Origin of the sequence: Streptomyces sp. V4I2 (genome assembly GCF_030817655.1) — a bacterium.
Taxonomy (GTDB): Bacteria; Actinomycetota; Actinomycetes; order Streptomycetales; family Streptomycetaceae; genus Streptomyces; species Streptomyces plumbiresistens.
The window spans coordinates 1548646-1575075 of record NZ_JAUSZM010000003.1; the positions used below are offsets into that span (position 1 = coordinate 1548646).

Genomic DNA, 26430 nt, shown 5'->3' on the forward strand with positions numbered 1-26430 from the left:
CGGGTGGCCGTACAGGACTTCACCACGCGCACTGCCGGGTCCGGGTCCGGGTCCGGGTCCGGGTCCGGGGAAGAACGGACCACACCTGGGGCACTCCCACGCCGCGTCCGGACCGGTCACCGCCTGCGGGCACTGGAGCCGCTGCTGTGGCTCGGCCCCGCACTCGTGCTGATCCTGGCCGTGGTCATCTGGCCCGTCGTCGAGATGGTCCGCACGTCCCTGATGGACATCAGCTCCACCGGACTGACCCGCGGCTTCGCGGGTGGCGCCAACTACGCCGACCTGTTCGCCGAGCCGGACCTGCCGGGCGTGGTGCTGCGCACCCTGGTCTGGGTGGTGGGCGTGGTCACGGTCACCCTCACCGTCTCGCTGGCACTGGCGCAGTTGCTCAACTCACGTTTCCCCGGGCGCCGGATGGTCCGCTGGGCGCTGATCGTGCCCTGGGCCGCATCGGTTCTGATGACGGCGCTGACCTGGCGCTGGATGCTCAACAACTTCTACGGCGTCGTCAACCGCGTGCTGATGGACGTGGGAATCCTCGACAAACCGGTGAACTGGCTGGCCCACCCGGCCCAGGCGTTCGCCTGGATGATGGCCGTCGCGGTCTTCGTCTCCCTGCCGTTCACCGCGTTCGTCATCCTCTCCGGCCTGGGCACCATCCCGGCCGAGGTGTACGAGGCGGCCCGCCTGGACGGCGCGGGAACGGCCCGCACCTACCTCTCCGTCACGCTGCCGCTGCTGCGCCCCTCCCTGCTGGTCGCCGCCATCATCAACGTCATCAACGTGTTCAACTCCTTCCCGGTCATCTGGGCCATGACCCGCGGCGGTCCCGGCTTCGCCACGGACACGACCACCACCTACATGTACAAGCTCGCGTTCGACAACCAGGCCGTCGGCGAGTCGGCGGCCATGGCCGTCGTGAACTTCGCGCTGATCCTCCTGGTCGTGCTGGTGTACCTGCGCGTCGTCCGCGGGCGAGAGGAGACCGGCTGATGTCCGCCGTCACGGCCCGTTCCACAACGGCCCCGTCCGCAACGGTCCGGCGGCGGCGTCCGCTCCGGCTGCGCACCGTCCTACTCACCGCGGTCGGCTGGCTGACGGCCTTGATATTCCTGGCGCCGTATCTGCAGATGCTGCTGACGGCCCTGAAGCCGACACCGGAACTGATGAAGTCGCCGCCGTCCTATCTGCCGTCGCAGTGGGAGTGGTCGAACTTCGCCGACGTCTGGTCGCTGAAGGACCCGCCGGTCCCCGACGCGCTCCTGTTCTCGCTGTACGTCGCCGGGATGTCCACGCTCCTCGCCCTCGCCGTGGGGCTGCCCGCCGCGTACTACACCGCCCGCCACCGGTTCCGCGGACGCGGCGCCTTCCTGCTGCTGGTGCTGGTCACCCAGATGTTCGCGCCGACCGCACTGCTGGTGGGCATCTACCGGGAGATGGTCAGCCTCGACCTGACCGACACCGCGGAGGGGTTGATCCTGGTCAACGCGGCGTTCAACCTGCCGTTCTGCATCTGGATCCTCAACGCGTACTTCGCGAGCATCCCCAAGGAGCTGGAGGAGGCGGCATTCATGGACGGGGCCGGCCGGCTGGGTGCCATGGTGCGGGTCACCCTGCCGCTGGCGCTGCCCGGAGTGGTGACCGCGCTCGTCTACACGTTCATCGGGGCCTGGAACGAGTACGTCGTCGCCCTCACCATCACCTCGTCCGGCGACCGGACGACACTGACCAAGGCCATCCCCGGGTTCGTCACGGCGTACCAGGAGCAGTGGCAGTACCTCTTCGCCACGTCACTGATCGCGATCGTGCCGGTCGTCGTCCTGTTCATCTTCGTGGAGCGCTACCTGATCAGCGGTCTGACGGCCGGCGGCATCAAGTGACCGGCCTGCGACGCGCGCCGGCGCTCAGGCCCGCACGATCTCCACACCCGCCGCGGCGAACGGCTCGGTCAGCTCCGGGCCCGCCGCCTTGTCGGTCACCAGCACATGGACGTCTTCCACCGGGCAGATCCGGGCGAAGGCCCGCCGGCCCAGCTTCGAGGAGTCCGCGACCACGATCACCCGTTCGGCGCGGCGGGCCAACGCCCAGTTGATGCCTGCCTCGCCCTCGTCCTGGGCCGTCGCCCCGTGCCGGACGTCGATCGCGTCGACGCCGATGAAGGCATGGTCGAGCGTGATCTGCGCGAGCATCCCGGTGGCGAGCGGTCCGGTGAGCTCGTACGAGGCAGGGCGGGCCACTCCCCCGGTGAGGACGAGCTTCACATGGCGGCGTACGACCAGTTCGTTGGCGATGTTCAGGGCGTTGGTGACGACCGTCAGCGAGGGCCCGGCGCCCTCCGTGCTCAGCTCGGGCCTGATGGCCAGCGCCCGGGCGACCGCGGTGGTCGTGGTACCGCCGTTCAAGCCCACCACGGCACCCGCCTTCACCAGGCCCGCCGCCGCGTTGGCGATCCGTTCCTTCTCCGGAGCGTTGCGCGCGGCCTTGTAGCGGAGCGGCAGGTCGTACGCGATGGCGTTGATCACGGCGCCGCCGTGGGTACGGGTGACCATCTGCTGGCGTGCCAGCTCGTCCAGGTCGCGTCGGATCGTGGCGGTGGAGACATGCAGTACGTCCGCGGCGGCCTCGACCTCGATCCGCCCGTCGCGCGTCAGTATGTCCAGCAAGGCGCTCCATCGGTCCTGCGGTGCCGCCATGCGTCGTCCCCTGTCCCTGATGTCCGGGCCCGTGACAGCACGAGCCGTGTTCGATTCCCTGAAAAGCAATGCCTGTTTCAGCAGCTTAGATGCCCAAAGCCAGCACTTATGCGCACAGCGGCCACCCACGGTCCGGCCGTTCACGTGATCAACATCTTCCCCCCGGGACAATCGTCGCCATGAGCGACAGTACGGACAACGCGGAGAGCCGCCTGGCCAGGATCGAGCGGTTGCTGGAGAGCGGCGGGCGCGACGCGGCACCCGCATGGCGCCGGGCGACGCAGGGTGAGCCGCGCTGGGCGGTGACCGCCGTGATCCTGGTGGCGGTCACCCTCCAGCTCATGCTGCCGCACCGCCTCACCCCCCAGCCGCACTGGGCGCTACCGACCCTGGAACTGGTCCTGCTGGCCGGCCTGATCGCCGCGAACCCCCGGCGGGTCGAGCCCCGGACCCGGTGGCTGCGCTGGCTCGGCCTGGCCATGATCTGCCTGATCAGCCTGGCCAACGGCTGGGCGGCGGTCCGGCTGGTTGCGGGCCTGGTGAACGGAACCGAGGGGACGGACGCCGGGCCCCTGCTGCTGACCGGCGGCGGAATCTGGCTCACGAACGTCATCGTGTTCGCCCTGTGGTACTGGGAGTGGGACCGCGGCGGACCGCTGGCGCGGGCCCAAGGCCACCACCAGTTCGCCGACTTCCTCTTCGTACAGATGCAGAGCCCTCAGACCGCGCCGCCGGACTGGGAGCCGGCGTTCCCGGACTACCTGTACCTGTCGTTCACCAACTCCACCGCCTTCAGCCCGACCGACGTGATGCCGCTGTCGCGCTGGGCCAAGATGCTGATGATGGTGCAGTCCTCGGTCTCCCTGGTAACCGTGGTTTTGGTGGTCGCCCGGGCCGTCAACATCCTGCGATGACAGCGACGCCGGTGAGGCACCGTAGCCTCAATTCACCCGCCCGCAAGGAAGCTCAAGCGCACCTTTCGCTCGGAGTTGTCCCGGTTCGTGTCGACCAGACACACCGACTGCCAAGTACCCAGCTCCAGGCGCCCGTTCAGCACCGGCAGCGTCGCATGGGGCGGGACGACCGCGGGCAGCACATGGTCACGGCCGTGGCCGGGACTCCCGTGGCGGTGCTGCCAGCGGTCGTCGGCGGGGAGAAGGGTGTGCAGGGCGGCGAGAAGGTCGTCGTCGCTGCCGGCTCCCGTCTCGATGATCGCGATGCCGGCGGTCGCGTGGGGCACGAAAACGTTCAGCAGACCGTCCCGGCCGGCGGCCGCCTCCCGCAGGAAGGCCTCGCAGTCACGGGTCAGGTCGGCGATCCGCTCCGTGGAGCCGGTGGCCACGTTCAGGACTCGAGTGGTGAAAGCGTCTGACATGACTCCCATCCTCACCCACACGCCGCGTTTCACGCACGAGCGTTCGCCCGCCCCCTGACACCGGCGGTCCAGGTCGCGAGACACCATTGACCGTGGCCACGTCATCTGGCTACTTTCGACGGCATGTTGCGTTCAGCCCTGCTCACCACGCGCGGTCACATCGACCTGCTGCGGGTGGCTTCCGCCGCGTGTCGCCGCGGCTGCTGACGCCTTTCCCCTCGCCTCACCACTGGCTCGCATCACCTGCGCCTGCGCTTCGCCGTACCCGCGTGTTCTGACGCGCCGGTGATGTCGCGTCGCTGAAGCGCGCCTTCTTCCCCGGACGCTCACCTCCCGTGGAGCTCTCATGAGCATCAGCCATGCCCCGCCCGACTCCCACAAGGCCGATATATCGCCTAAATCATCCTCCGCCGCGTCCCCTCCGAAGCTCGATCTCGAGCCGATCGTCCCCACCTCCTCCCGCCGCACGCGCGTCCCCCGCTGGCTGCGCCGCACCAGCGGCCCGCTCCTGCTGCTGGCGTTGTGGCAAGTCCTCAGCAGCACAGGCGTGTTGACCGCCGACGTGCTCGCCTCGCCGGGGCGGATCGCCGAGGTCGCCAGGGAGCTGGTCGCCGACGGTTCACTGACCTCCGCGATGGGCACCTCGCTGCAGCGGGTGGCAGCCGGACTGCTGCTGGGCAGCCTCGTCGGCACCGGACTCGCCCTGGTCTCGGGCCTCTTCCGGGTCGGCGAGGACCTCGTGGACGCCCCGGTGCAGATGCTGCGGACCGTGCCCTTCGTGGGCCTGATCCCGCTGTTCATCATCTGGTTCGGCATCGGCGAGGCTCCGAAGGTCGCCATCATCACGCTCGGCGTGACGTTCCCGCTCTACCTCAACGTGTACGCCGGCATCCGCGGCGTCGACGCTCAGCTGATCGAGGCCGGTGAGTCCCTCGGTCTGTCGCGGTGGGGGCTCGTGCGGCACGTCGTCCTGCCGGGGGCGCTGCCCGGCGCCATGACCGGCCTGCGCTACTCCCTCGGCATCTCCTGGCTCGCTCTCGTCTTCGCGGAGCAGGTCAACGCGGACTCCGGGATCGGCTTCCTCATGGTGCAGGCGCGGGACTTCCTGCGGACCGACGTGATCGTGGTCTGCCTGATCGTCTACGCCTTCCTCGGCCTGCTGGCCGACTTCGTCGTCCGTACTCTCGAAAGGCTGCTGCTGCAATGGCGACCGACGTTCACCGGCCGGTAGACACCCCCTCGGCGGTCCGTGTCGAGGGGCTGACCCGGTCCTTCGACGGCCGTCCGGTCATCGACGAGCTCCGACTCGACCTGCGACAGGGCGAGTTCGTCGCCCTGATCGGCCGCAGCGGCTGCGGCAAGTCCACCCTTCTGCGCATCCTCGCCGGTCTCGACCGCGACATCGAGGGCACCGTCCTCGTGCCGCGTCGCAAGGCCGTCGCCTTCCAGGCACCGCGTCTGATGCCGTGGAAGAAGGTGTGGCGCAACGTACTGCTCGGCCTGCCCGGCAAGCCCGAGCGCGCCGTCGCCGAGCAGGCCCTCACCGAGGTCGGTCTGAGCAGCCGCTCCGATGCCTGGCCCAAGACCCTCTCCGGCGGTGAGGCCCAACGCGCCTCGCTGGCACGGGCATTGGTGCGCGAGCCCGATCTGCTGCTGCTCGACGAGCCGTTCGGCGCGCTCGACGCGCTGACCCGTATCAAGGCCCAGCGCCTGGTGGGTGAGCTGTGGCAGCGCCGTGGATGCGCCGTACTGCTCGTCACGCACGACGTCGAGGAGGCGGTTCTGCTCGCCGACCGCGTCCTGGTCATGGACGACGGAGTCATCGCGCACGAGCAGGAGATCGGCCTCGACCGCCCGCGCGACATCACCGACCCGCGGTTCGCCGAACTGCGTGCCGGCCTCCTGGAACGCCTGGGCGTCGACACCGCCGCCGCAACAGCCGCCTGAACTCCCCACCGGCCCCGCCATGTCCAACCGTCCCCCCGCGAACCCAGTCACCCGGAACGGATCCACCATGCGACGACGCCTCATCCCCGCAGCACTGCTCCTCCCCCTCGCCCTGCTGCTCAGCGCCTGCGGCGGGAACTCGGCCGCCTCGACGGGTGGCGACACCGACGGCACGGGCTCCCTCACCATCAACGTCGGTGACCAGAAGGGCGGTTCCGAGGCCATCCTGCGCGCCGCCGGCGAGCTCGAGAACCTCGACTACAAGATCAAGTGGTCCACCTTCACCTCCGGTCCACCGCTGCTCGAAGCCGTCAACGCGAAGGCCATCGACATCGGCGGCGTCGGCAACACCCCGCCGGTGTTCGCGGCCGGCGCCGGTTCGAAGATCAAGGTCGTGTCCGCGTGGCACGGCACGTCCAAGGGCGACGCCCTCCTCGTGCCCGACGATTCGAAGCTGACGAAGCCGCAGGAGCTCAGGGGCAGGTCGATCGCCGTGGCGCAGGGCTCCTCCGCGCACTACCAGTTGGTCGCCTCCCTCGAAGCGGCCGGGCTGAGCCTCGCCGACGTCAAGGTCAAGTACCTCCAGCCGGCCGACGCGCTGGCCGCGTTCACGTCCGGCAAGGTCGACGCATGGGCGGTCTGGGATCCGTACACCTCGCAGATCCTCCAGACCGGGCAGGGCCGCGTCCTGACGACCGGCGAGGGCGTGACGAACGGGCTGACCTTCCAGGTGGCGGCGCCGAGTGCGCTCGGGAACAAGAAGAAGGCCGCGGCGATCCGGGACTACCTGGACCGGCTGCGGCGGGCGACGGCCTGGGTCCACGACCACCAGGAGGAGTGGGCGAAGGTCTGGGCGAAGGACACCGGGCTGCCGTACGAGGTGGCGCTGGCCTCGGTGCGGCGGACCAACTCGACGCGGATCTCGGTCGCCGTCGACCGGCCGCTGGTCGCCTCCGAGCAGAAGATCGCCGACGCGTTCACCGAGCTGAAGCTCATCCCGCGCAAGGTCGACTTCGCCGACTTCGTGGACACCCGCTTCAACGGCGACCTCCCGGCCTCGACCACTCCGGCGCGCGCCTCCACCGGCTCCTGAGACCGGCTCCTGAGGGAGGCTCCCGAGGGTGGGCGACCGTACACGACTCGCGGGAAGATCCACGGCCTCCGCACTGTTGGTAGAACCGTGAACAACACACGCGAGGTCGATGTGGTCGTCATCGGCGCCGGTCAGGCCGGACTGGCCGGCGCCTTCCACCTGCGGCGCACCGGTTCGGAGCCGGATCGCGACTTCGTGGTGCTCGACCACTCCCCCGGTCCGGGCGGCGCCTGGCAGTTCCGCTGGCCGTCGCTGACGTACGGCAGGGTGCACGGGATGCACTCCCTGCCCGGCATGGAACTCACGGACGGCGATCCGACGCGGCCGTCCGCCGAGGTGGTCGCCGAGTACTTCGAGGCGTACGAGCGCGCCTTCGACCTGCGCGTACGGCGGCCCGTCGACGTACGTACCGTCCGCGAGGGCGTCGGCGGGCGGCTGCTCGTCGAGACCTCGGCGGGGAACTGGTCGACGCGGGCGCTGATCAACGCGACCGGGACCTGGGACCGGCCGTTCTGGCCGCGCTACCCGGGTCAGGAGACCTTCCGGGGACGGCAGTTGCACACCGCGCAGTACCCGGGGCCCGAGGAGTTCGCCGGGCAGCGGGTTCTGGTGGTGGGCGGAGGTGCGTCCGGCACCCAGCATCTGCTGGAGATCGCTCCGTACGCGGCCGCCACCACCTGGGTCACCCGGCGGCCGCCCGTCTTCCGCGAGGGCCCCTTCGACGAGAACGTGGGCCGGGCCGCGGTCGCGCTCGTCGAGGAGCGGGTGCGGCAGGGGCTGGCGCCGAAGAGCGTCGTCTCGGTGACCGGGCTGCCGCTCAACGACGCGGTCCGGCAGGGAATAGCGGACGGGGTCCTGGACCGGCTGCCGATGTTCGACCGGATCACACCCGACGGTGTGGAGTGGAACGACGGCCGTCGCGTGGACGTCGACGTCATCCTGTGGGCGACCGGCTTCCGGGCCGCCATCGACCATCTGGCGCCGCTGAAGCTGCGCGAGCCCGGCGGCGGGATCCGCGTCGAGGGCACCCGTGCCGTCGCCGATCCGCGGATCCACCTCGTCGGCTATGGCCCGTCGGCGAGCACCATCGGCGCCAACCGGGCGGGCCGTGCTGCCGTACGGGACATCAGGCGGCTGCTGGCGGAGGAACCGGTCGCCGCGTGAGTCCCCACCGGTCACGTCGTGGACTGCGGGCTCGCCTTGCGGTGGGCGTTGAACTCCACGACATTGCGCTGGTGCTCCGCGTAGTCGGCGGTGAAGCGGGTGTCGCCGGGCTTGACCGTGACGAAGTACAGCCAGTCGCCCGGCGTCGGGCTGATCGCGGCGCGCATCGCGTCCTCGCCCGGGTTGTCGATGGGGGTCGGCGGCAGGCCCATGCGCTGGTAGGAGTTGTAGGGACTGTCGATCCGCGTGTCCTCGACGGTGGTCTTCAGCGTGGAGCGGTTCAGCGCGTAGTTGAGGGTGGAGTCCATCTGCAGCGGCATGCCCCGCTCCAGGCGGTTGAAGATGACCCGCGCCACCTTGCCCATGTCGGCCTTGGTGGCCGCCTCAGCCTGGATGATGCTCGCGACGGTGACGGCCTGGTAGACGTTCATGGCGTTGCGCTGCGCGCCCGCCGCGATGGGGGCGCCGTTGAACCTCTTGTTGGCGGTGTCGACCATGAACGACAGCATCTGCTCCGCGGTCGCCTTCTCCTGGAGGGGATACGTCGCCGGGAAGAGGTATCCCTCCGGGTTGCCCTCCGCGTCGTTCGGCAGCTTCAGATTGGCCTTGGCCAGGGACTTCTTGGCCGTTCCCGCGGGCAGGGCGAGGGCCTTGTCGACGGCCTCGTAGACCTGGCCGGCCCGCCACCCCTCCGGGATCACCAGCGTCCTGGGCTTCGTCTCCTCGTCGCCTGCCAGGCTCAGCAGCGGCACCGCCACGGCGGTGCCGGCCACGACGGCCCCGGTCGCGATGAGGGCGACACGGCCCCGGCGCGTCAGTCGAATCGTGCTCCGTGGCGGAGTGTTCATGTGCATGCGGGCACGGTAACCCGCTAAAGCACACAAACCCGGCATATCGTCATTTTGTCGGCTCCAGTCGGGCGTCCTGGTGGACGAGCGCCGCGTACCGCCCGCCCCCCTCCAACAGCTCCTCGTGCGTCCCCTGTTCGGCCACGCGTCCGGCGTCCAGGACCACGATCTGGTCGGCACCCCGGATGGTGGACAGCCGGTGCGCGATGGTGAGCGTGGTCCGGTTGGCGGAGAGCGCGTCGATGGCCTCCTGGACGGCGTGTTCGGTGCGGGTGTCCAGGGCGCTGGTCGCCTCGTCGAGGATCAGCACCGGCGGGTCGCGCAGGATCGTGCGGGCGATCGCCAGCCGCTGCTTCTCGCCGCCGGAGAAACGGTGGCCACGCTCGCCGACGACCGTGTCGTAGCCGTCGGGCAGGGACGCGATGTGGTCGTGGATCTGGGCCGCCTTCGCCGCCTGCCGGATCTCCTCGTCGGTGGCGTCCGGCTTGGCGAAGCGCAGGTTCTCCGCGATCGTTGCGTGGAAGAGGTACGTCTCCTGCGAGACGACGCCGACCGCGCGGGCGAGGGTGTCGAAGTCGAGGTCGCGGACATCGACCCCGTCGAGGGTGACCCGCCCGCCCGTCACGTCGTACAGCCGCGGCACGAGATGGCCGAGGGTGGACTTGCCGGCGCCGGTCGGTCCGACGACGGCGAGGCTGCCGCCCGCGGGGACGGCGACGTCGATCCTGTCGAGGACGGGGCGGCTCTTGTCGTCGTACCGGAACTCGACGTCCTCGAAACGCACCTCACCCTTGATGCGGTCCAGATGTACCGGCCGCTCGGGTTCGGTGATGTCTATCGGCAGGTCGAGGTACTCGAAGATGCGCTGGAAGAGCGCCAGCGAGGTCTGGATCTGGACGCCGGTCGACAGCAGGCTCACGGCCGGGCGGAACAGGCCCTGCTGGAGCGAGACGAAGGCGACGATGGTGCCGATGGAGATCTGGGTGCCGCCCGTCGCGAGGGCGAGGCCCGCGGTCCAGTAGATGACGGCGGGCATGGCGGCCATGACGATCGAGATGACGGCCATGCGCCAGCGGCCGGCCATGTTCGACCGGACCTCGAGGTCGACCAGTTGCTCGGACTCGTCGGAGAAGGAGCGGGTGAGCGAGTCGGAGCGGCCCATCGTGCGGCCGAGCAGGATGCCGCTCACCGACAGCGACTCGGTGACGGTCGCGGCCATCACGGCCATCTGCTTCTGGCGCTGGGTGGTGATCTTCTTGCGCTCGTTGCCGACCCGGCGGCTGATCCACACGAAGACCGGCAGCAGGAGCAGGGAGACGACGGTCAGGCGCCAGTCGAGGGCGATCATCGCGATGATCGTGGCGACCACGCTGGTCAGGTTGGAGACCAGGGAGGTGGCGGTCGAGGTGACGGTGGCCTGCATGCCGCCGATGTCGTTGGCGATGCGGGACTGGACCTCGCCGGTGCGGGTGCGGGTGAAGAAGGCGAGGGACATGCGCTGCAGGCGGCCGTAGACGGCCGTGCGCAGGTCGTGCATGACGCGCTGGCCGACCGTGGTGGAGATCAGGGTCTGCAGCACGCCGAAGATGCTGGTGAGGACGGCGCTGAGGATCATGCCGAGCGCGAGCAGGCTCAGCAGTCCGGTGCGGCCCTCGGGGATGGCGACGTCCAGCGTCTCCTTCAGCAGGAACGGGGTCGCCACGGTGACCAACGACGAGGCGCCGACCAGCAGGCCGACGACCGTGAGCCGGCCGCGGTAGGGCTTGAACAGCTTGAGGATGCGGCGCACCTGCCGGGGTTCGTCGGTCGAGGTGCCGGAAGAGGGGGTCCACTTGATGTCGTCGCGGGGCATGGCTCCTACGGAGGGTGAGGGGATGAGGGCGGAAGGATGAGAGGGAAGGATGAGAGGGGAAGACTGACGGAGCTTAGCTCATTGTTACCAATGCTCACAATGAGCATGGTCCTGATATTGTTCCCGCATGACCACCCCCGATCCCGACGGCCTGCTCGCCGAGCAGCTACTGCGGCTGACCCGCCGTGTGCACCGCATCCAGAAGCACCATCTGGAGCAACGCGGCCTCGGCGTCACCCCGGCCCAGTCCCGGCTGCTGCGCACTCTCGCGCACTACGACTCGCCGCCGCGCATGGCCGACCTCGCGGAGCGGCTCGAGGTGGTGCCGCGGGCCGTGACGACGCTCGTCGACGGGCTGGAGGCGAGCGGCAAGGTGCGGCGGATGCCGGATCCGACCAACCGCCGGGTGATCCGTATCGAGCTCACCGACGACGGGCACAAGGCCCTGCGGGAGCTGCACGGCGCGCGCAGGTCCGCGGCGGAGGAGATCCTGGCCCCGCTGACGGGCGAACAGCGCGAGGTGCTGGGCGAGTTGCTGGACACGCTGGTGGACGGAGCACCGGAGCGCGGCCGGAGCTGCTGAGCAACTGCTGAGCAACCGCTGAGCAGCGCGAAACGGGCCGCGGTCCCCGCTCCAACAGTAAGGAGCGGGGACCGCGGCCCGTCGGGTCATGGTCGTCAACTGACCTCAGGGGCCGGTTCCTTGGCCGACTGGGCCGGTACGGCCGCGAGCTTGTCGTCGGGGTCGGACCCGACCGGCGTCTCGGAGGCTCCGCCACCCGGCGCTTGCGTCGCGGTCGGATCGCCCGCGTCGTCGTCCGCCGTCGGCACGATCTCGCCGTCCAGGACCCTCTTCGCCTTGTCGGCGTCCAGCGCGCCCTCCCAGCGGGAGACGGCGAAGACGGCGACGCAGTTGCCGAGCAGGTTCGTCACGACGCGCATCGAGTCCATGATGCGGTCCACCCCGAGCAGCAGGGCGACGGCGCCGGCGGGGATGGCCCCCAGCGAGGAGGCGGTCGCGGACAGGGCGAGGAAGGCCGAACCCGGGATGCCCGCCATGCCCTTGCTGGTCAGCATCAGCACCAGGACCACGGTGATCTGCTGACTCAGGCTCAGGTCGACGCCCACGGCCTGGGAGATGAACAGCGTGCCGATGGACAGGTAGAGCGAGGCGCCGTCGAGGTTGAAGGAGTAACCCGTCGGCAGCACCAGGCCGACCGCGTCGTCGCGGGCGCCGGCCTTGCGCAGCTTCTGCATCACGCGCGGCATGACGGACTCGGTGGAGGCGGTGCCGAGCGCGAGGAGCATCTCCTCACGGATGTAGCGCAGGAACTTCCAGAGGCTGAGCCCGGTGACCATCTTCAGGGCGACGGCGAGCAGCACGATGAAGAACGCCGCGGCCGCGTAGCACAGGATGATCAGCTTGGCGTACGTCTCGATCACACCGAGCCCGTACTGGCCGATCAGGACGGCCATCGCGCCGAACACCGCGATCGGGGCGAGTCGCATGATGAAGCCGACGACCGCGAAGATGATCTCCTGGGCCTGCTCGATGGCGGGCAGCACCTGCGGCACCTTGGTGTGGCCGAGGTGGAGCAGCGCGGCGCCCACCAAGCAGGCCAGGATGAGCACCTGGAGCAGGGAGTTCTCGGCGAAGGCGCCGATGAAACTGGTGGGGATCGCGTTCACGATGAACTCGGTCGTCGAGGGCAGCGAGCCGCCGCCCGTCTTCGCGTCGACCGCCGAGGTGTTCAGCGTGGACGGGTCGACGTTCATCCCCGAGCCGGGCTGGACGACGTTGGCGGCGACGAGACCGATGATCAGGGCGAGCGTGCTCGCGACCTCGAACCAGATCAGGGCCTTGAGCCCGATCCGGCCGAACGCCTTGAGGTCGCCGGCCTTGGCGATGCCGACGACGACCACACAGAACACCAGGGGCGAGATGATCGTCTTGATCAGGCGGGTGAAACCGTCGCCGAGCGGCTGGAGATCCGTGGCCACGTCGGGCCACAGCTTCCCGACGACGATTCCGAGCACCAGCGCGCAGGCGACCTGCGCGAAGAGAGAGGTACGCAATATGCGTGCGACGCGTCGCGGCAGGGACGGGACGGACGGCGGCACGGGCACTCCTTGTGGGGACGGTGACACACAGAGGCCGGGACGGGACTTCTGCGATACGGAAAGCGGATTCCGTGTTTGATCACTCTGGAGTGGTCGTTGATCGCCGACAAGACCGCCGCGTTGCGGCCATGTAAATCACGGCTGCATGTGACGCATCGCACACAACTCCCCTCAGCAGCCGCTGCGATCCTCGGTGAGCACCCCCTGCAGGGTGCTCAGCGAGCGGTCGTAGCACCCGCTCGACCCACGGATCCGATAGCGCTCGCCCGTGGTCCCGACCGCGTGCCGCTGGTCGCGCGGCACGTTCACCGTGTACGTCGCGTCGCCCGCGTACTCGTCGTCGAGCCGCGACCAGGCAGTACGTCGCCCGCCCACCGACTCGGTGACCGCGGCACGGTCACCGAGGGTCAGCACGGTACGCAGCCGGTCGGCCGCGCCGAGCGTGGTCGTGCCGTCCATGGTGTACGTCCGCTGGGTGCGTGTGGTGCGGGCCGGTCCGCGTCCGTCGACGGTGACCGACTCGTCGTCCGTCCAGATGGCGTCCAGCGCGTCCGTGGTCTCGCCGTCGGTCCAGCGGTGCGTGGAGGTGTTCGCGAGGGAGCGGCTGACGGTGGTCGTCACCCGGCCGTGCGAGGTGTCGACGTATCCGGCGACGGTCAGCCGGTGGTCACCCTCGGTGTCCACACGGTGTTCCGAACCGGGCGTGTACGTCGAGGAGTCGGCGAGGTCGCCGACCTTGTGCGCGGTGAGCTTCCCGGTGACGTGCGCGCTCTTCGCGTCCTGCCAGACGAGGACGTTCACCGGAGTGCTCCAGCCGCTCTGCCCCTCCGGCACACCGACGACGGAGACCTCGACGCGGTGCGGGCGGCCGTCGTTGAGAAGGCCGGCGAAGGGCGTCAGGTCGTATTCGATCGGCTTGATGTCGAAGGCGCGCGGCCCCGGGACGACGTACCAGAGAAAGGGGTTGGACCAGCCGCCGGTCCACACGGTCGGGAACGGGGCGGCGATACCCGCGAGTTGCCCGTCGACCTTGATCTGGACCTCGCGATAGGGGCCCCGGTCGGCTTGGCAGGAGTACGGGGCGTCGTCGGGAACGCTCAGGTACCAGTACTCTTCGCAGCCGCCGCCGGAGCCGGTGGCGTACACCTCGGCGACGATGCGTTCGCTGTTGCGCGGGGTGGTGAGGGTGGTGCCGTTGGTGCCGCCGCTGCCGTCTGTGCCGTCTGTGCCTTCGGCGAGGGTCAGGATCCGGTCGGGCGTGGCGGCCTGCCTGCCCGCGTAGAACGTCAGGGTGACCTTGACGTCGATGATGCCGGTGTACGTGTCGTCGACGACGTTCCCGATGAGCATCTCCACGTCCTGGCTGCGGCGGAGAGTGTCGCTGTAGCGCGTGACGTCCTTCTCCACGGACCACTCGATGCCGTCGGGCGAGGGCTGGGGCGTGGACGTACGGAAGATCTCGACCCCGCCCACGTGGAGATAACCGAGCCGGTCGAACTGCCGCCCCTTGACCTTGCCGTCCATGCGCAGCACGACCTTGCTCCAGCTGTCACCGCAGCCGTCCGGCGGGGTGTAGGTGCCCCTGTACGGGGTGAAGTCCCGGAACTGCGCCTCGGCTACGGTGACTTGGCAGGACCTGCCGGAGGGCCTGGTGACGGGCGGGGCGGCGATGATCGGGTCGTGCCAGTCGGAGCCGAACTCGGCGGGGACGTCGGCGGACGGGGAGAGGACATCGGCGGACGGGGAGAGGCCGTCGGCGGATTGGGCGGGTGCCGCGCCGAGGAGGGTGCTCGTCAGGAGGGTCGCTCCGGCGAGCATGGACATGACGATCCTTCTCTTCATGGCTGGTGTTCTACGGCGAGTGGGGCGTCCCCCGCAATGAGGCCTCCGCTGACGCAGACCTGAGGCCGTAGCCGATTCTGTGCGTCGGAGCAGAAAACCTGTTGCCCCCGACCACGTTCCGACGCGAACCTTTCACAGTTTGCTGCCGCCGTTCGCGGTCCCCTCCCCCCTGACACGAGCCACTGGGACGTCATGCAGATTCAAGACCTTCCGTATCCCGATCCGGGCGTGCCCGACGCGCGCTCGGGTCCCCGATTCCTGTGGTGGCTCTTCCGGAATCAACTGGGCGGCCAGCTCAAGTCACTGGCGTGGGGGCTGCTGCACTTCCTGTCCGTCTCCGCGCTGCCGTTCTGTGTCGGTATCGCCGTCCAGGCCGTCGTCGACCGCTCGGGCCGGCGGCTCGCCCTCGCGGGCGGGCTGCTGGCGCTGTGCTGCGCCGGGCAGGCGATCGGCGACACCTTCCTGCACCGCACCGCCGTCACCAACTGGATCACGGCGGCTGCCCGAGTCCAGCAGTTGCTGGCCCACAAGGCCGCCCAGTTGGGCTCGGCGCTGACCCGGCGGGTCGCGGCCGGCGAGGTCGTCGCCGTCTCCACGGGGGACGTCGAGAAGATCGGCTGGTTCGTCGAGGCCTGGTCACGGTTCACCGCGGCGGCGGTCACGGTCGTGCTGGTCTGCGTCGGCCTGGTCGTCTACGACCCGGCGCTCGGCGCGGTCGTCGCCGTGGGCCTGCCGGTGCTGGCGCTGGCGGTGCTGCCGCTGCTGCCCCGGGCGACCCGGCGTGCCGACTTCCAGCGCGAGAAGGCCGGACGGGCCACCGAACTCGCCTCGGACACCGTCGCCGGTCTGCGCGTGCTGCGCGGCATCGGCGGCGAGGAACTCTTCCTCGACCGCTACCGCCGTGCCTCCCAGGAGGTCCGCCACGCGGCCGTGCGCAGCGCCCGGATGTGGGCCCTGATCTCCGCCATCCAAGTGCTGCTGCCGGGGCTGCTGATGGTCGCGGTCGTCTGGTACGGCGTCCATCTGGCCCGCCAGGGCCGCATCAGCGTCGGCGAACTGGTCACCGTCTACAGCTCGGTCATGGTCCTCGCCTATCCCTTGCGCCACTTCGAAGAGATCGCGATGGCCTACTCCTTCTCGCGCCCGTCGGCCAAACGGGCCGCGCGTGTGCTGTCCCTGGAGCGGGCGACCGACACCGTCGGGTCGCGCGCCGCCGAGGTGCCCTCCGGCGACCTGTACGACCCGGCGACCGGTCTGCTCGCGCCGTCCGGCCGGTTCACCGCGGTGGTCTGCGGCGACCCGGACGCGGCGGGGCGCCTGGCGGAGCGGCTGGGCGGCCACCCCTCGGAGGAGGGCGCGTCGGTACTGCTGGGCGGTGTGCCTCTCGACGAACTCCCGCTCGACTCCGCACGGACGGCCGTCCTCGTCCAGGACAAGGACCCGGTATTGCTGTCCGGTTCGCTGCGCGAACTGCTGAACGTCCCCGCGTCGGGCGACGTCGACGCCGCGAAGGCGCTGGCCGCCGCACAGTGCGCGGACGTCCTGACTGCCCTCGTCCAGGGGTCACTCGGCGCCGAGGACCCGATGGACGCCCGCATCACCGAACGCGGACGCTCCCTGTCCGGCGGCCAGCGCCAGCGGCTCGCCCTGGCCCGGTCGCTGCTCACCGACCCGGTGGTGCTCGTCCTGGACGAGCCGACCTCCGCCGTCGACTCGCACACCGAGGCACGGATCGCGGAGAGCGTGCGCGAACTGCGGGCGGGGCGCACCACCGTGGTGTTCACCTCCTCGCCCCTGCTCCTCGACCGCGCGGACCGGGTCGCCCTGGTGCACGAGAACGAGGTCGTGGCGGTCGGCCTCCACCGCGAACTCGTCCACAAGGACCCTCGGTACCGGGCGGTCGTGACCCGCGAAACCGACGAAGAGGCCGCCCTGCACGGCGTACTCGAAGAGCTCGACGAACTCGAAGAAATCGAGGAGACAGCATGATGGGCGTGGCGCCACCGGCGTACGACCCGGCGACCCCGACCACAGCGAACACGCTGCCCGTCGGAGCCTCCGCGACCGTACGCGCCTACGTGGCCGAGCTGTTCCGCCGTCACCGCCGCGCCTTCCTGCTCCTGATCACCGTCAACACGGTCGCCGTGCTGGCCTCGATGGTCGGACCGTGGCTGCTGGGCGGCCTCGTGGAGCGGCTGTCGGAGGACGCGCGTGAACTCCATCTGGGGCTGACCGCCACGCTGTTCGTGGCTGCCCTCGTCGTCCAGGCCGTGTTCGTGCGCGAAGTGCGGCTGCGCGGCGCGATGCTCGGCGAGCGGATGCTGGCCGACCTGCGCGAGGACTTCCTCGTACGGTCGGTCGGGCTGCCGCCGGGCGTGCTGGAGCGGGCCGGGACCGGCGACCTGCTGTCCCGGATCACGACGGACATCGACCGGCTCGGCAACGCGATGCGCGAGGCCGTGCCGCAGCTGGCGATCGGTGTGGTGTGGACGGCGCTGCTGCTGGGCGGGCTGGTGATCACGGCACCGCCACTGGCGGCCGCCGTACTCCTCGCCCTTCCGCTGTTGGTCGTCGGCTGCCGCTGGTATTTCCGGCGCGCGCCGTCCGCCTACCGCTCGGAGGCCGCCGGGTACGCCGCTGTGGCAGCCGCGCTCACCGAGACCGTGGACGCCGGGCGCACCGTCGAGGCCCACCGGCTCGCCCGCCGCCGTATCGACCTGTCGGAACGCCGGATCAAGGAGTGGACCGCCTGGGAGCGCTACACGCTGTGGCTGCGGTCGGTGCTCTTCCCGGTCATCAACGTCACTCATGTGACCGTGCTCGGCTCGGTCCTGATGATCGGCGGCGTGTTCGCCCTGCAGGGCTGGATCGATGTCGGTCAGCTGACGACCGGTGCGCTGATCGCGCAGATGCTCGTCGACCCGGTGAACCTGATACTGCGCTGGTTCGACGAGCTCCAGGTCGCCGAGGTGTCGCTGGCCCGTCTGGTCGGTGTACGGGACATCGAGCCGGACGCCGGGGACGCCACGGTGACCCCCGACGGGCGAAACGTGCACGCGGACCGGGTGCACTTCGGCTACGTCGAGGGCGTGGACGTGCTGCGCAAGGTCTCCCTCGAGGTGGCGCCCGGCACCCGGCTGGCGCTGGTCGGCCCCTCGGGCGCGGGCAAGTCCACTCTGGGCAGGCTGCTCGCCGGTGTCTACGCGCCCCGGGACGGCCGGATCACACTCGGCGGTGCCGAACTCTCCCGGATGCCCGCCGAGCGGGTCCGCGAGCACGTGGCCCTCGTCAACCAGGAGCACCACGTCTTCGTGGGGGCGCTGCGCGACAACCTCCTGCTCGCCCGGACCGATGCCGACGACGCCGAGCTGTGGGCGGCGCTCGGTGCGGTCGACGCCGACGGCTGGGCACGTGCGCTCGACGACGGCCTGGACACCGAGGTCGGCTCGGGCGGTCTGGCGCTCACCCCCGCCCAGGCCCAGCAGATCGCGCTGGCCCGCCTGGTGCTGGCCGACCCGCACACGCTGGTCCTGGACGAGGCGACCTCCCTTCTCGACCCGCGCGCGGCCCGCCACCTGGAACGCTCCCTCGCCCGCGTCCTCGACGGCCGCACGGTGGTCGCCATCGCCCACCGCCTGCACACCGCCCACGACGCGGACGTCGTCGCCGTCGTCGAGAACGGCCGCATCAGCGAGCTGGGCAGCCACGACGAGCTGGTCACCGCGGATGGCGCCTACGCGGCGCTGTGGCGGTCCTGGCACGGGTGAGCGGGGCTCCGCCGGGGAGCGCGGGGTGTGCCGCGGCCGAGCTGTGCAGCCGCGGCGCGGCCGGGTGGGCCGAGATGTCGTCCCCGCGCGGGCCGTGCGGGGACCGGTCGGAGGTGAGCTGCCCGCGGGCCGCCGTGTCCGTGGCGTTGCGCGGTGCCGAAAAGGGGTGGAAGGCTGGAAACCGGCACCGGCTCGGGGAGCGCCCGTGGTGCATGCGGTTGGCGACGAGCGCCGCGTGTGCCTCGTACGCCCGCCGCCGGCCGCCGACCGCGGGGAGGACGCGCCCGCCCTCGTCACCTGGAGGTACCCGTGAACAGCGCCGACGGATGGGGCGACGACGTCTACCAGCCCGACGGATCCGAGATCCAGGACGACGCGGGGCTGCTGGACGCGGAGGACACCCTGGAGAACGACGGTGTCGACGATCCCCTCGACCGGGGTTGGTCCCCTCCGGATCGGCCCTGGGCGGTGGAGCACAGCGGCGTGACGGCCGCCGAGCGCCGGCGGGGCGAGACGCTGGACCAGCGGCTCGCCGAGGAGCTGCCCGATGCCGCCGCCCCCGAGGGCGACGGCATCGGCGACTCCGAGGGCACCGACGGGGAACTCCTGGACAACGAGGTCGGCTCGGCCCGCTCCGGCCGACTCGTGGCACCCGACGAGGGGGCGCACGAGGACGAGGAGAGTGCACTGGTCGCCACGGACGTGGGCATCGACGGTGCGGCGGCCTCCGCCGAGGAGGCCGCGATGCACATCGTCGACGAGGAGACCCTGTCCGGCTGATCCGGCTGATCCCGCCGTTCCCGCGCCCTCGGGCGCCTCACCGACGCCGTAGAAGGAGCATCCATGCAGCAGGACAAGCACCCCGACTACCACGAGGTCGTCTTCCGTGACCGCGCCGCCGGCTACGCCTTCCTGACCCGGTCCACCGCGAGCAGCGACCAGACCATCGAGTGGGACGACGGCAAGACCTACCCCGTGGTGGACGTGGAGATCTCCTCGGAGAGCCACCCCTTCTACACCGGCAAGGCACGGACGGTGGACACGGAGGGCCGCATCGCCCAGTTCGAGCGGCGCTACGGCGGCGGGGCGGGCTGAGAGCGCACCGGGCTGGGCCGGCCGGTCGTGTGCGGGCGCGAGGCCGGTCGGCTGCGGTGCCGACGGGATTCGAATCCGCGGACGAGAGGGGCAGGCCCGCCCGGTCTCGTCAGTCGGCATGAGAGAGGCCTCGCTCACGCCGATCGCAATGGGCCGCTCTGCCACGGCTCCGCAACCTGCGGGAACTGCGCAGTCCCGCTCCGGCAAGGGTAGAGACAGCGCCCCGCGCAGGGCGAGCCCTTTGTCCGGAGGGCCGGCGCTCAGATGAAGTTGAGTGCCGCCGCGCAGCCCACTCCCCCGAGCAGCATGAACGCCGGCATCAACACCTTCAGCTCGACCCAGCTGCCGGCCCGGAACCGCATGAACTTCGGCGGGCCGATCGGGTACCAGCGCTTGCGGCCCACCGGGATCGGCCACAGGACCGGGCAGCCGGAGACGGTCAGCGCGTCCCCGATGTCGTGCACCAGCGCGCCCAGCACGATCGGCAGCCCCAGCCACAGGTACTCCTGGCCCGGCGCCGTGAACAGCCAGTCCGAGCCGTTGCCCGGCTTGTCCAGGACACCGGCGAGGATCCACGAGCTGGTCGCGGCCAGCAGCCAGACCAGGACATCGGCACTGGAGCCACGGGTCGCCCGCCACAGCAGGCCCTCGATGGCCAGCACCATGTGCACGAACAGGAGCGCCAGCACCGCCCAGCGCCCGCCGGTGATCGCCGCGACCGAGCCGCCCGCGCCGATCAGGACGGCCCACAGCCAGGTGTGCGTGAGCGTGCGGTGCCCGCCGGAGCGACGCGGGTCGCCCTGCTTCTTCGTGGCCTTGTAGACCGCGTAGGAGAGCTTGTCGACGATCTCGCACAGCCCGCGGGAGATCGGCCCGAAGGCCCGCGAGATGGTGGCGGCCTTGTGGTCGAGGTCCGGGGCGAGCGCCGCGCCGGCGCAGATCAGGGCTCCGACCAGGAGGACCGGCCAGGGCATGGTGTGTCCCGCCGCGGCGGCAGCCGCGCCGACGCCGAGCCAGGCCGCGGCCCCCGACAGTGAGTGTGCTGGTCCCATCATGGCCGCTGCCCGCCCCATTCATCGTGTGCCGCTGTCCGGTTGACCGGGCGCGCTGACGCTCCGTCGGCGACACAGCGTAGCGTTCGCGATCTTCGTGCCCGCAGCCGATTCCCCTATAGGGGAGAAGGGCAGGCAAGATGGGTGGGTGACCCTCATCGATCAGTTGCCGCCGACCGCCGACCCCGACGCCCTTTACGACACCTTCGAGTCGTGGGTCCAGGAGCGCGGTCTCACGCTCTACCCCCACCAGGAGGAGGCGCTGATCGAGGCGGTGTCCGGTGCCAACGTGATCGTGTCGACGCCCACCGGCTCCGGCAAGAGCATGATCGCTGCGGGTGCCCACTTCGCCGCGCTGGCCCGTGACGAGGTCACCTTCTACACGGCTCCGATCAAGGCGCTCGTCTCGGAGAAGTTCTTCGAGCTGTGCAAGATCTTCGGCACCGAGAACGTCGGCATGCTGACCGGCGACGCGTCCGTCAACGCCGACGCCCCCGTCATCTGCTGCACCGCCGAGGTACTCGCCTCGATCGCCCTGCGCGACGGCAAGCACGCCGACGTCGGCCAGGTCGTCATGGACGAGTTCCACTTCTACGCGGAGGCGGACCGCGGCTGGGCCTGGCAGATCCCGATCCTGGAACTGCCGCAGGCGCAGTTCATCCTGATGTCGGCCACGCTCGGCGACGTCTCGATGTTCGAGAAGGACCTCACCCGTCGCACCGGCAGGCCGACGTCGGTGGTCCGCTCGGCCACCCGCCCCGTGCCGCTCTCCTACGACTACCGGCTCACCCCGCTCACGGAGACGCTCACCGAGCTCCTGGAGACCCGGCAGGCGCCCGTCTACATCGTGCACTTCACTCAGGCGCAGGCCGTGGAGCGGGCGCAGGCGCTGATGAGCATCAACATGTGCACGCGCGAGGAGAAGGACAAGATCGCCGAGCTGATCGGCAACTTCCGCTTCACCACCAAGTTCGGCCGCAACCTCTCCCGCTACGTGCGCCACGGCATCGGTGTCCACCATGCCGGCATGCTGCCCAAGTACCGCCGGCTGGTGGAGAAGCTCGCGCAGGCCGGTCTGCTGAAGGTCATCTGCGGCACGGACACGCTGGGCGTGGGTGTCAACGTCCCCATCCGCACGGTGCTGTTCACGGCGCTGGCCAAGTACGACGGCACGCGCGTGCGCACGCTGCGCGCCCGTGAGTTCCACCAGATCGCCGGCCGCGCCGGACGCGCGGGCTTCGACACGGCGGGCTTCGTCGTCGCGCAGGCTCCCGAGCACGTGGTGGAGAACGAGAAGGCGCTCGCCAAGGCGGGCGACGACCCGAAGAAGCGCCGGAAGGTCGTCCGCAAGAAGGCGCCCGAGGGCTTCGTCGGGTGGACGGAGAGCACCTTCGAGAAGCTCATCACCTCCGACCCGGAGCCGCTGACGTCCCGTTTCCGGGTGACGCACACCATGCTCCTGTCGGTGATCGCCCGGCCCGGCAACGCCTTCGAGGCGATGCGGCACCTTCTGGAGGACAACCACGAGCCGCGCAAGCAGCAGCTCAGGCATGTCCGCCGCGCCATCGCCATCTACCGCTCGCTCCTGGACGGCGGCATCGTCGAGAAGCTCGACAAGCCGGACGCCGAGGGCCGCATCGTCCGCCTCACCGTGGACCTGCAGCAGGACTTCGCGCTCAACCAGCCGCTGTCCACCTTCGCGCTCGCCGCGTTCGAGCTCCTCGACCCGGAGTCGCCGTCCTACGCCCTGGACATGGTCTCCGTCGTCGAGTCCACGCTCGACGACCCGCGGCAGATCCTCGCCGCCCAGCAGAACAAGGCGCGCGGCGAGGCCGTGGCCGCGATGAAGGCGGACGGCGTCGAGTACGAGGAGCGCATGGAGCGCCTCCAGGACGTCACGTACCCGAAGCCCCTGGAGGAGTTGCTCTTCCACGCGTACGACACGTACCGCAAGAGCCATCCCTGGGTGGGCGACCATCCGCTGTCCCCGAAGTCCGTCATCCGTGACATGTACGAACGGGCGATGTCCTTCACCGAGTTGGTGTCCCACTACGAGCTGGCCCGCACCGAGGGCATCGTCCTGCGCTACCTCGCGAGCGCCTACAAGGCCCTGGACCACACCGTCCCGGACGACCTCAAGTCCGAGGACCTGCAGGACCTGATCGAGTGGCTCGGCGAGATGGTGCGCCAGGTGGACTCCAGCCTGCTGGACGAGTGGGAGCAGCTCGCCAACCCGGAGGAGATGACCGCCGAGGAGGCCCAGGAGAAGGCCGACCAGGTCAAGCCGGTCACGGCCAACGCCCGCGCCTTCCGCGTCCTCGTCCGCAACGCCATGTTCCGCCGCGTCGAGCTCGCCGCCCTCGACCACGTGGAGGAGCTGGGCGAGCTCGACGCCGATGCCGGCTGGGACGCCGATGCCTGGGGCGAGGCCATGGACAAGTACTGGGACGAGTACGACGACCTCGGCACCGGACCCGACGCCCGCGGCCCCAAGCTGCTGCTGATCGAGGAGGAGCCGCAGAACAGCCTGTGGCGCGTCCGCCAGATCTTCGACGACCCGAACGACGATCATGACTGGGGGATCAGCGCGGAGATCGACCTCACGGCCTCCGACGCCGAGGGCCGTGCCATTGTCCGCGTCACCGACGTCGGCCAGCTGTGAGCACAGGAGAATCCCAGCCATGACGAATCCGGCCGAGAGGCTCGTCGACCTGCTCGACCTGGAGCAGATCGAGGTCAACATCTTCCGCGGGCTCAGCCCGCAGGAGTCCCTGCAGCGGGTCTTCGGCGGCCAGGTGGCGGGCCAGGCGCTGGTCGCCGCGGGCCGCACCACGGAGGGCGACCGCCCGGTGCACTCGCTGCACGCGTACTTCCTGCGACCCGGGCGGCCGGGCGTGCCGATCGTGTACCAGGTGGAACGGGTGCGGGACGGGCGGTCGTTCACGACCCGCCGGGTCACCGCCGTGCAGCAGGGCCGCACGATCTTCAATCTCACCGCCTCCTTTCACAAGCCTGAGCAAGGGAGTTTCGAGCACCAGCTGCCGCCCGCCCGCGAGGTCCCCGACCCGGAATCCCTGCCGACGGTCACGGAAGAGGTCCGGGAGCATCTGGGCGCGTTGCCCGAGCAGTTGGAGCGCATGGCCCGCCGACAGCCCTTCGACATCCGTTACGTGGACCGGCTGCGCTGGACCACTGAGCAGATCAAGGACGCCGAGCCGCGCAGCGCGGTGTGGATGCGCGCGGTCGGGCCGCTCGGCGACGACCCGCTCGTGCACACCTGCGCACTGACCTACGCCAGCGACATGACCCTCCTGGACGCCGTCCGCATCCCGGTCGAACCCCTGTGGGGTCCGCGGGGGTTCGACATGGCGTCGCTGGACCATGCCATGTGGTTCCACCGGCCGTTCCGGGCCGACGAGTGGTTCCTGTACGACCAGGAGTCGCCGATCGCGACGGGCGGACGCGGGCTGGCCCGCGGCCGGATCTACGACGTGGAGGGGCGGCTGCTCGTGTCGGTCGTCCAGGAGGGCTTGTTCAGGGCCTTGTAGGCCGGTTCAGGGTCCTGCAGGCCGATTCTGAGCCTTGGCCGGGCCGGGGGTTGCCGCGGCGTAGCCATCCCAGCAGTTTTCGGGGTGGCCGCGGTTGCGGCTCCTCGGGCACCGGGGAGTGGCGGTGCGCCGCCCCGGGGACCGGTTTCGTCGCGGGGATCGATGGTGGCGCGGGGCGCGATTTCGTCGCGGGGCGGGGCGCGGGCCGGTGTTCCCGTGCCTCCTCCAGGGCTCGGGCCAGGTCCGCCCTCAGCCAGCCGATCTCGTCCGGGTCGTCCGCCGTCATGATCCTCTCGGCGAGGTGCGCGGCGGGCGAGCCCGGTGCGCCATGGGCGGGTGGCCCCGGCCTGAAGCGGTTCAGGTGGGAGCGCTCGTAGGGGTCGGGGACGATTTCCGCGATCTGGAGGGGGTCCAGGAAGGCGGCCACGGCCCCGGCCTGCTCCCACGGGTCGCCGGCCTGCCGGAGCAGGAATCCCAGGTGGCGTCCGCGCCAGTTGCGAACGCGCAGATCCAGGCCGGCGTCCAGCTGGTCGCGCAGCCCCTCGGGCATACGCGCCGTCAGCAGCCGGGTGTTCTTCTCGTCGGCCGCGAACTGCCGTAGTTCCTCGGCCAGGTACTGCCAGACCACGGCTCGGTAGCGGTTGAGATAGAAGGTGACCGGCACTACCAGACCCAGGCGCGCCAGGCGCGTGAACCTGCCCGGGGGAACCTTCATGACGGCCGCGCCCTCTGTGGTGCCCACGGCCTTCACGCGCTCCTGCAGCGACTCAGGAAAGCCTTCGTGCGTGCAGAGCCGGTCGATCTCGGAGCGGGGGACGCGACGACCCCCGCCCCCTTCGTCGGGCACGGTCTGGATGTGTCCGAGGTGGACGGCGAGGTCGAACTCACCTCGCCTCAGCCCCAGTTCCCGTGCGGCGCGGCTCGGCTTGCAGGACAGGCGGTGCGGTGTGCTGACGGTGTCGACGGACATGGTCGCTCTCCCCCGTGGAGTCGGTCGCTCACGCTGTGTGCGTTCGCCGTGACAAAAACCGTAGCCGGTCCGGCGGACACCGTGGCGAGCCTGTGGATAACTCCACGGCGGATAACGAAAGGGCAGGTCAGAGCTCTGCTGCCGGGCTCTGCTCGGGTTGGCGGGCGTCCACGCCGAGGTGCTCGCCGACACGGTTGACGAGCAGTGTCATCTCGTAGGCGATCTGGCCGATGTCGGCCTCGGCACCGCTGAGCACGCACAGGCAACTGCCGGTGCCCGCCGCGGTGACGAACAGTACGGCGTCGTCGAACTCGACCATCGTCTGGCGCACCCGTCCCGCGCCGAAGTGCCGTCCCGAGCCCTTGGCCAGACTGTGCAGTCCGGACGAGACGGCGGCCAGGTGCTCCGCGTCCTCGCGGCGAAGTCCCGTGCTCGCTCCGGTCACCAGCCCGTCGTTGGACAGGACCAAGGCGTGCCGCACGTGTTCGACACGCTCGGTCAAGTCGTCCAGCAGCCAGCCAAGTCCCTGGTTCTGCACCATGTTTCCCGTCTCCCCGTGTGACGTCTCCTCCTCGTTGGAGGATTCCCTGCCACCCTTCCCCACCGCCGTCCCGCGGGCAAGGAGGATAGGGGCATGGCACAGAAGATGACCGAAGCGCAATGGCGGGAGTTCGTCTCGTACGGCACCCGCACCGCAAAGCTGTCGACCGTGCGGGCCGACGGGAGCCCGCACCTGACACCGATCTGGTTCCTGCTCGACGGGGACGAGCTCGTGTTCAACACCGGAAAGACCAGCGTGAAGGGTCGCAATCTGGCCCGGGACGGCCGGGTCGCCCTGTGCGTGGACGACGACCGCCCGCCCTTCGACTTCGTGGTGATACAGGGCCATGCCCGGCTCTCGGAGGACCTCGACGAGGTCCGCCACTGGGCGGCTCGCATCGGGGCGCGGTACATGGGCGAGGAGCGGGCCGAGGAATTCGGCGCGCGCAACGGCGTCCCGGGCGAACTGCTCGTCCGTGTCTCGATCGACAAGGTCCTGGCGCAGAAGGCCGTCGCCCACTGA

The 26430-nt window shown here is 70.2% G+C and carries 25 protein-coding genes; 16 read left to right on the forward strand and 9 right to left on the reverse strand.

Translation table 11 applies throughout. From position 1 onward, the window contains the following. The first annotated feature begins 3 nt into the window (after positions 1-3). Entirely contained in the window at positions 4-993 is a 990-nt protein-coding gene (locus QFZ76_RS07980) for a carbohydrate ABC transporter permease (protein ID WP_307673056.1), read from the forward strand. Continuing rightward, the gene (locus tag QFZ76_RS07985) at positions 993-1880 is read left to right on the forward strand and encodes a carbohydrate ABC transporter permease (RefSeq protein ID WP_307673057.1); all 888 of its coding nucleotides are present in this window, start codon (positions 993-995) and stop codon (positions 1878-1880) included. Before QFZ76_RS07980 ends, QFZ76_RS07985 begins: the two co-directional genes overlap by 1 nt. A gap of 24 nt (positions 1881-1904) precedes the next feature. Here the strand turns inward: QFZ76_RS07985 and QFZ76_RS07990 are convergent, their stop codons facing one another. Further along, entirely contained in the window at positions 1905-2693 is a 789-nt protein-coding gene (locus QFZ76_RS07990; RefSeq protein WP_307673058.1) for a DeoR/GlpR family DNA-binding transcription regulator, read from the reverse strand. Positions 2694-2872: 179 nt separating this feature from the next. On the opposite strand from QFZ76_RS07990, the gene QFZ76_RS07995 reads away from it, so the two are divergent. After that, positions 2873-3607 (forward strand): hypothetical protein, encoded by a 735-nt coding sequence (locus QFZ76_RS07995; RefSeq protein ID WP_307673059.1) that lies wholly within the window; start codon positions 2873-2875, stop codon positions 3605-3607. A 32-nt stretch (positions 3608-3639) separates the two neighbouring features. Here the strand turns inward: QFZ76_RS07995 and QFZ76_RS08000 are convergent, their stop codons facing one another. After that, complete coding sequence (locus QFZ76_RS08000; protein WP_307673060.1) at positions 3640-4068, reverse strand: secondary thiamine-phosphate synthase enzyme YjbQ; 429 nt, start codon at positions 4066-4068, stop codon at positions 3640-3642. A gap of 123 nt (positions 4069-4191) precedes the next feature. Here QFZ76_RS08000 and QFZ76_RS51670 point away from each other — a divergent pair, with 123 nt between their 5' ends. The 5 genes from QFZ76_RS51670 to QFZ76_RS08020 all read left to right on the forward strand — a co-directional run bounded on the left by QFZ76_RS51670 (position 4192) and on the right by QFZ76_RS08020 (position 8272). Next, a complete protein-coding gene (locus QFZ76_RS51670) occupies positions 4192-4275 on the forward strand; it encodes a putative leader peptide (RefSeq protein WP_349817350.1) in 84 nt (27 codons plus the stop codon). A 139-nt stretch (positions 4276-4414) separates the two neighbouring features. After that, entirely contained in the window at positions 4415-5299 is an 885-nt protein-coding gene (locus QFZ76_RS08005; protein ID WP_307673061.1) for an ABC transporter permease, read from the forward strand. Beyond that, positions 5272-6015: an ABC transporter ATP-binding protein gene (locus QFZ76_RS08010; protein ID WP_307673062.1), complete on the forward strand. Its 744-nt coding sequence runs from the start codon at positions 5272-5274 to the stop codon at positions 6013-6015. The genes QFZ76_RS08005 and QFZ76_RS08010 overlap by 28 nt, the downstream gene beginning before the upstream one ends. 67 nt (positions 6016-6082) lie before the next feature. Next, the gene (locus QFZ76_RS08015; protein WP_307673063.1) at positions 6083-7108 is read left to right on the forward strand and encodes an ABC transporter substrate-binding protein; all 1026 of its coding nucleotides are present in this window, start codon (positions 6083-6085) and stop codon (positions 7106-7108) included. Positions 7109-7195: 87 nt separating this feature from the next. Next, positions 7196-8272, forward strand: a complete 1077-nt coding sequence (locus QFZ76_RS08020; protein ID WP_307673064.1) for an NAD(P)-binding domain-containing protein — start codon at positions 7196-7198, stop codon at positions 8270-8272. Positions 8273-8283: 11 nt separating this feature from the next. Here the strand turns inward: QFZ76_RS08020 and mltG are convergent, their stop codons facing one another. Together mltG and QFZ76_RS08030 are read right to left on the reverse strand one after the other, a co-directional pair. Then, entirely contained in the window at positions 8284-9126 is an 843-nt protein-coding gene (mltG, locus tag QFZ76_RS08025; RefSeq protein ID WP_307673065.1) for an endolytic transglycosylase MltG, read from the reverse strand. Between the two features lie 43 nt (positions 9127-9169). Further along, positions 9170-10972: an ABC transporter ATP-binding protein gene (locus QFZ76_RS08030; RefSeq protein ID WP_307673066.1), complete on the reverse strand. Its 1803-nt coding sequence runs from the start codon at positions 10970-10972 to the stop codon at positions 9170-9172. 127 nt (positions 10973-11099) lie between these two features. Between QFZ76_RS08030 and QFZ76_RS08035 the strand changes: the two genes are divergently transcribed. Further along, complete coding sequence (locus QFZ76_RS08035; protein WP_307673067.1) at positions 11100-11555, forward strand: MarR family winged helix-turn-helix transcriptional regulator; 456 nt, start codon at positions 11100-11102, stop codon at positions 11553-11555. 95 nt (positions 11556-11650) lie between these two features. Here the strand turns inward: QFZ76_RS08035 and QFZ76_RS08040 are convergent, their stop codons facing one another. Together QFZ76_RS08040 and QFZ76_RS08045 are read right to left on the reverse strand one after the other, a co-directional pair. Continuing rightward, positions 11651-13093, reverse strand: a complete 1443-nt coding sequence (locus QFZ76_RS08040; RefSeq protein WP_307673068.1) for a cation:dicarboxylate symporter family transporter — start codon at positions 13091-13093, stop codon at positions 11651-11653. Between the two features lie 171 nt (positions 13094-13264). Then, the gene (locus QFZ76_RS08045; RefSeq protein WP_307673069.1) at positions 13265-14935 is read right to left on the reverse strand and encodes a peptide-N4-asparagine amidase; all 1671 of its coding nucleotides are present in this window, start codon (positions 14933-14935) and stop codon (positions 13265-13267) included. Positions 14936-15127: 192 nt separating this feature from the next. Between QFZ76_RS08045 and QFZ76_RS08050 the strand changes: the two genes are divergently transcribed. The 4 genes from QFZ76_RS08050 (at position 15128) to QFZ76_RS08065 (ending at position 19797) form a co-directional block, all read left to right on the forward strand. Beyond that, a complete protein-coding gene (locus QFZ76_RS08050) occupies positions 15128-16924 on the forward strand; it encodes an ABC transporter ATP-binding protein (protein ID WP_307673070.1) in 1797 nt (598 codons plus the stop codon). Next, positions 16921-18702: an ABC transporter ATP-binding protein gene (locus QFZ76_RS08055; RefSeq protein ID WP_307673071.1), complete on the forward strand. Its 1782-nt coding sequence runs from the start codon at positions 16921-16923 to the stop codon at positions 18700-18702. The genes QFZ76_RS08050 and QFZ76_RS08055 overlap by 4 nt, the downstream gene beginning before the upstream one ends. 309 nt (positions 18703-19011) lie before the next feature. Beyond that, a complete protein-coding gene (locus tag QFZ76_RS08060) occupies positions 19012-19482 on the forward strand; it encodes a DUF5709 domain-containing protein (protein ID WP_307673072.1) in 471 nt (156 codons plus the stop codon). Positions 19483-19545: 63 nt separating this feature from the next. After that, positions 19546-19797: a type B 50S ribosomal protein L31 gene (locus tag QFZ76_RS08065; RefSeq protein ID WP_053751235.1), complete on the forward strand. Its 252-nt coding sequence runs from the start codon at positions 19546-19548 to the stop codon at positions 19795-19797. 260 nt (positions 19798-20057) lie between these two features. Here the strand turns inward: QFZ76_RS08065 and QFZ76_RS08070 are convergent, their stop codons facing one another. After that, a complete protein-coding gene (locus QFZ76_RS08070; protein ID WP_266444278.1) occupies positions 20058-20852 on the reverse strand; it encodes a metal-dependent hydrolase in 795 nt (264 codons plus the stop codon). A 145-nt stretch (positions 20853-20997) separates the two neighbouring features. Here QFZ76_RS08070 and QFZ76_RS08075 point away from each other — a divergent pair, with 145 nt between their 5' ends. After that, positions 20998-23511, forward strand: a complete 2514-nt coding sequence (locus QFZ76_RS08075) for an RNA helicase (protein ID WP_307673073.1) — start codon at positions 20998-21000, stop codon at positions 23509-23511. Positions 23512-23530: 19 nt separating this feature from the next. Continuing rightward, the gene (locus QFZ76_RS08080) at positions 23531-24397 is read left to right on the forward strand and encodes an acyl-CoA thioesterase II (protein WP_307673074.1); all 867 of its coding nucleotides are present in this window, start codon (positions 23531-23533) and stop codon (positions 24395-24397) included. On the opposite strand, the gene QFZ76_RS08085 is transcribed toward QFZ76_RS08080, so the two are convergent. Both QFZ76_RS08085 and QFZ76_RS08090 read right to left on the reverse strand, forming a co-directional pair. Continuing rightward, entirely contained in the window at positions 24384-25367 is a 984-nt protein-coding gene (locus QFZ76_RS08085; protein ID WP_307673075.1) for a DUF6397 family protein, read from the reverse strand. The two genes, QFZ76_RS08080 and QFZ76_RS08085, sit on opposite strands and share 14 nt — an antisense overlap. Before the next feature lie 127 nt (positions 25368-25494). Continuing rightward, positions 25495-25908 carry a roadblock/LC7 domain-containing protein gene (locus tag QFZ76_RS08090; protein WP_307673076.1) on the reverse strand — a complete coding sequence of 138 codons (414 nt, stop codon included), beginning with the start codon at positions 25906-25908 and terminating at the stop codon, positions 25495-25497. Positions 25909-26001: 93 nt separating this feature from the next. Here QFZ76_RS08090 and QFZ76_RS08095 point away from each other — a divergent pair, with 93 nt between their 5' ends. Continuing rightward, positions 26002-26430, forward strand: a complete 429-nt coding sequence (locus QFZ76_RS08095) for a PPOX class F420-dependent oxidoreductase (protein WP_307673077.1) — start codon at positions 26002-26004, stop codon at positions 26428-26430.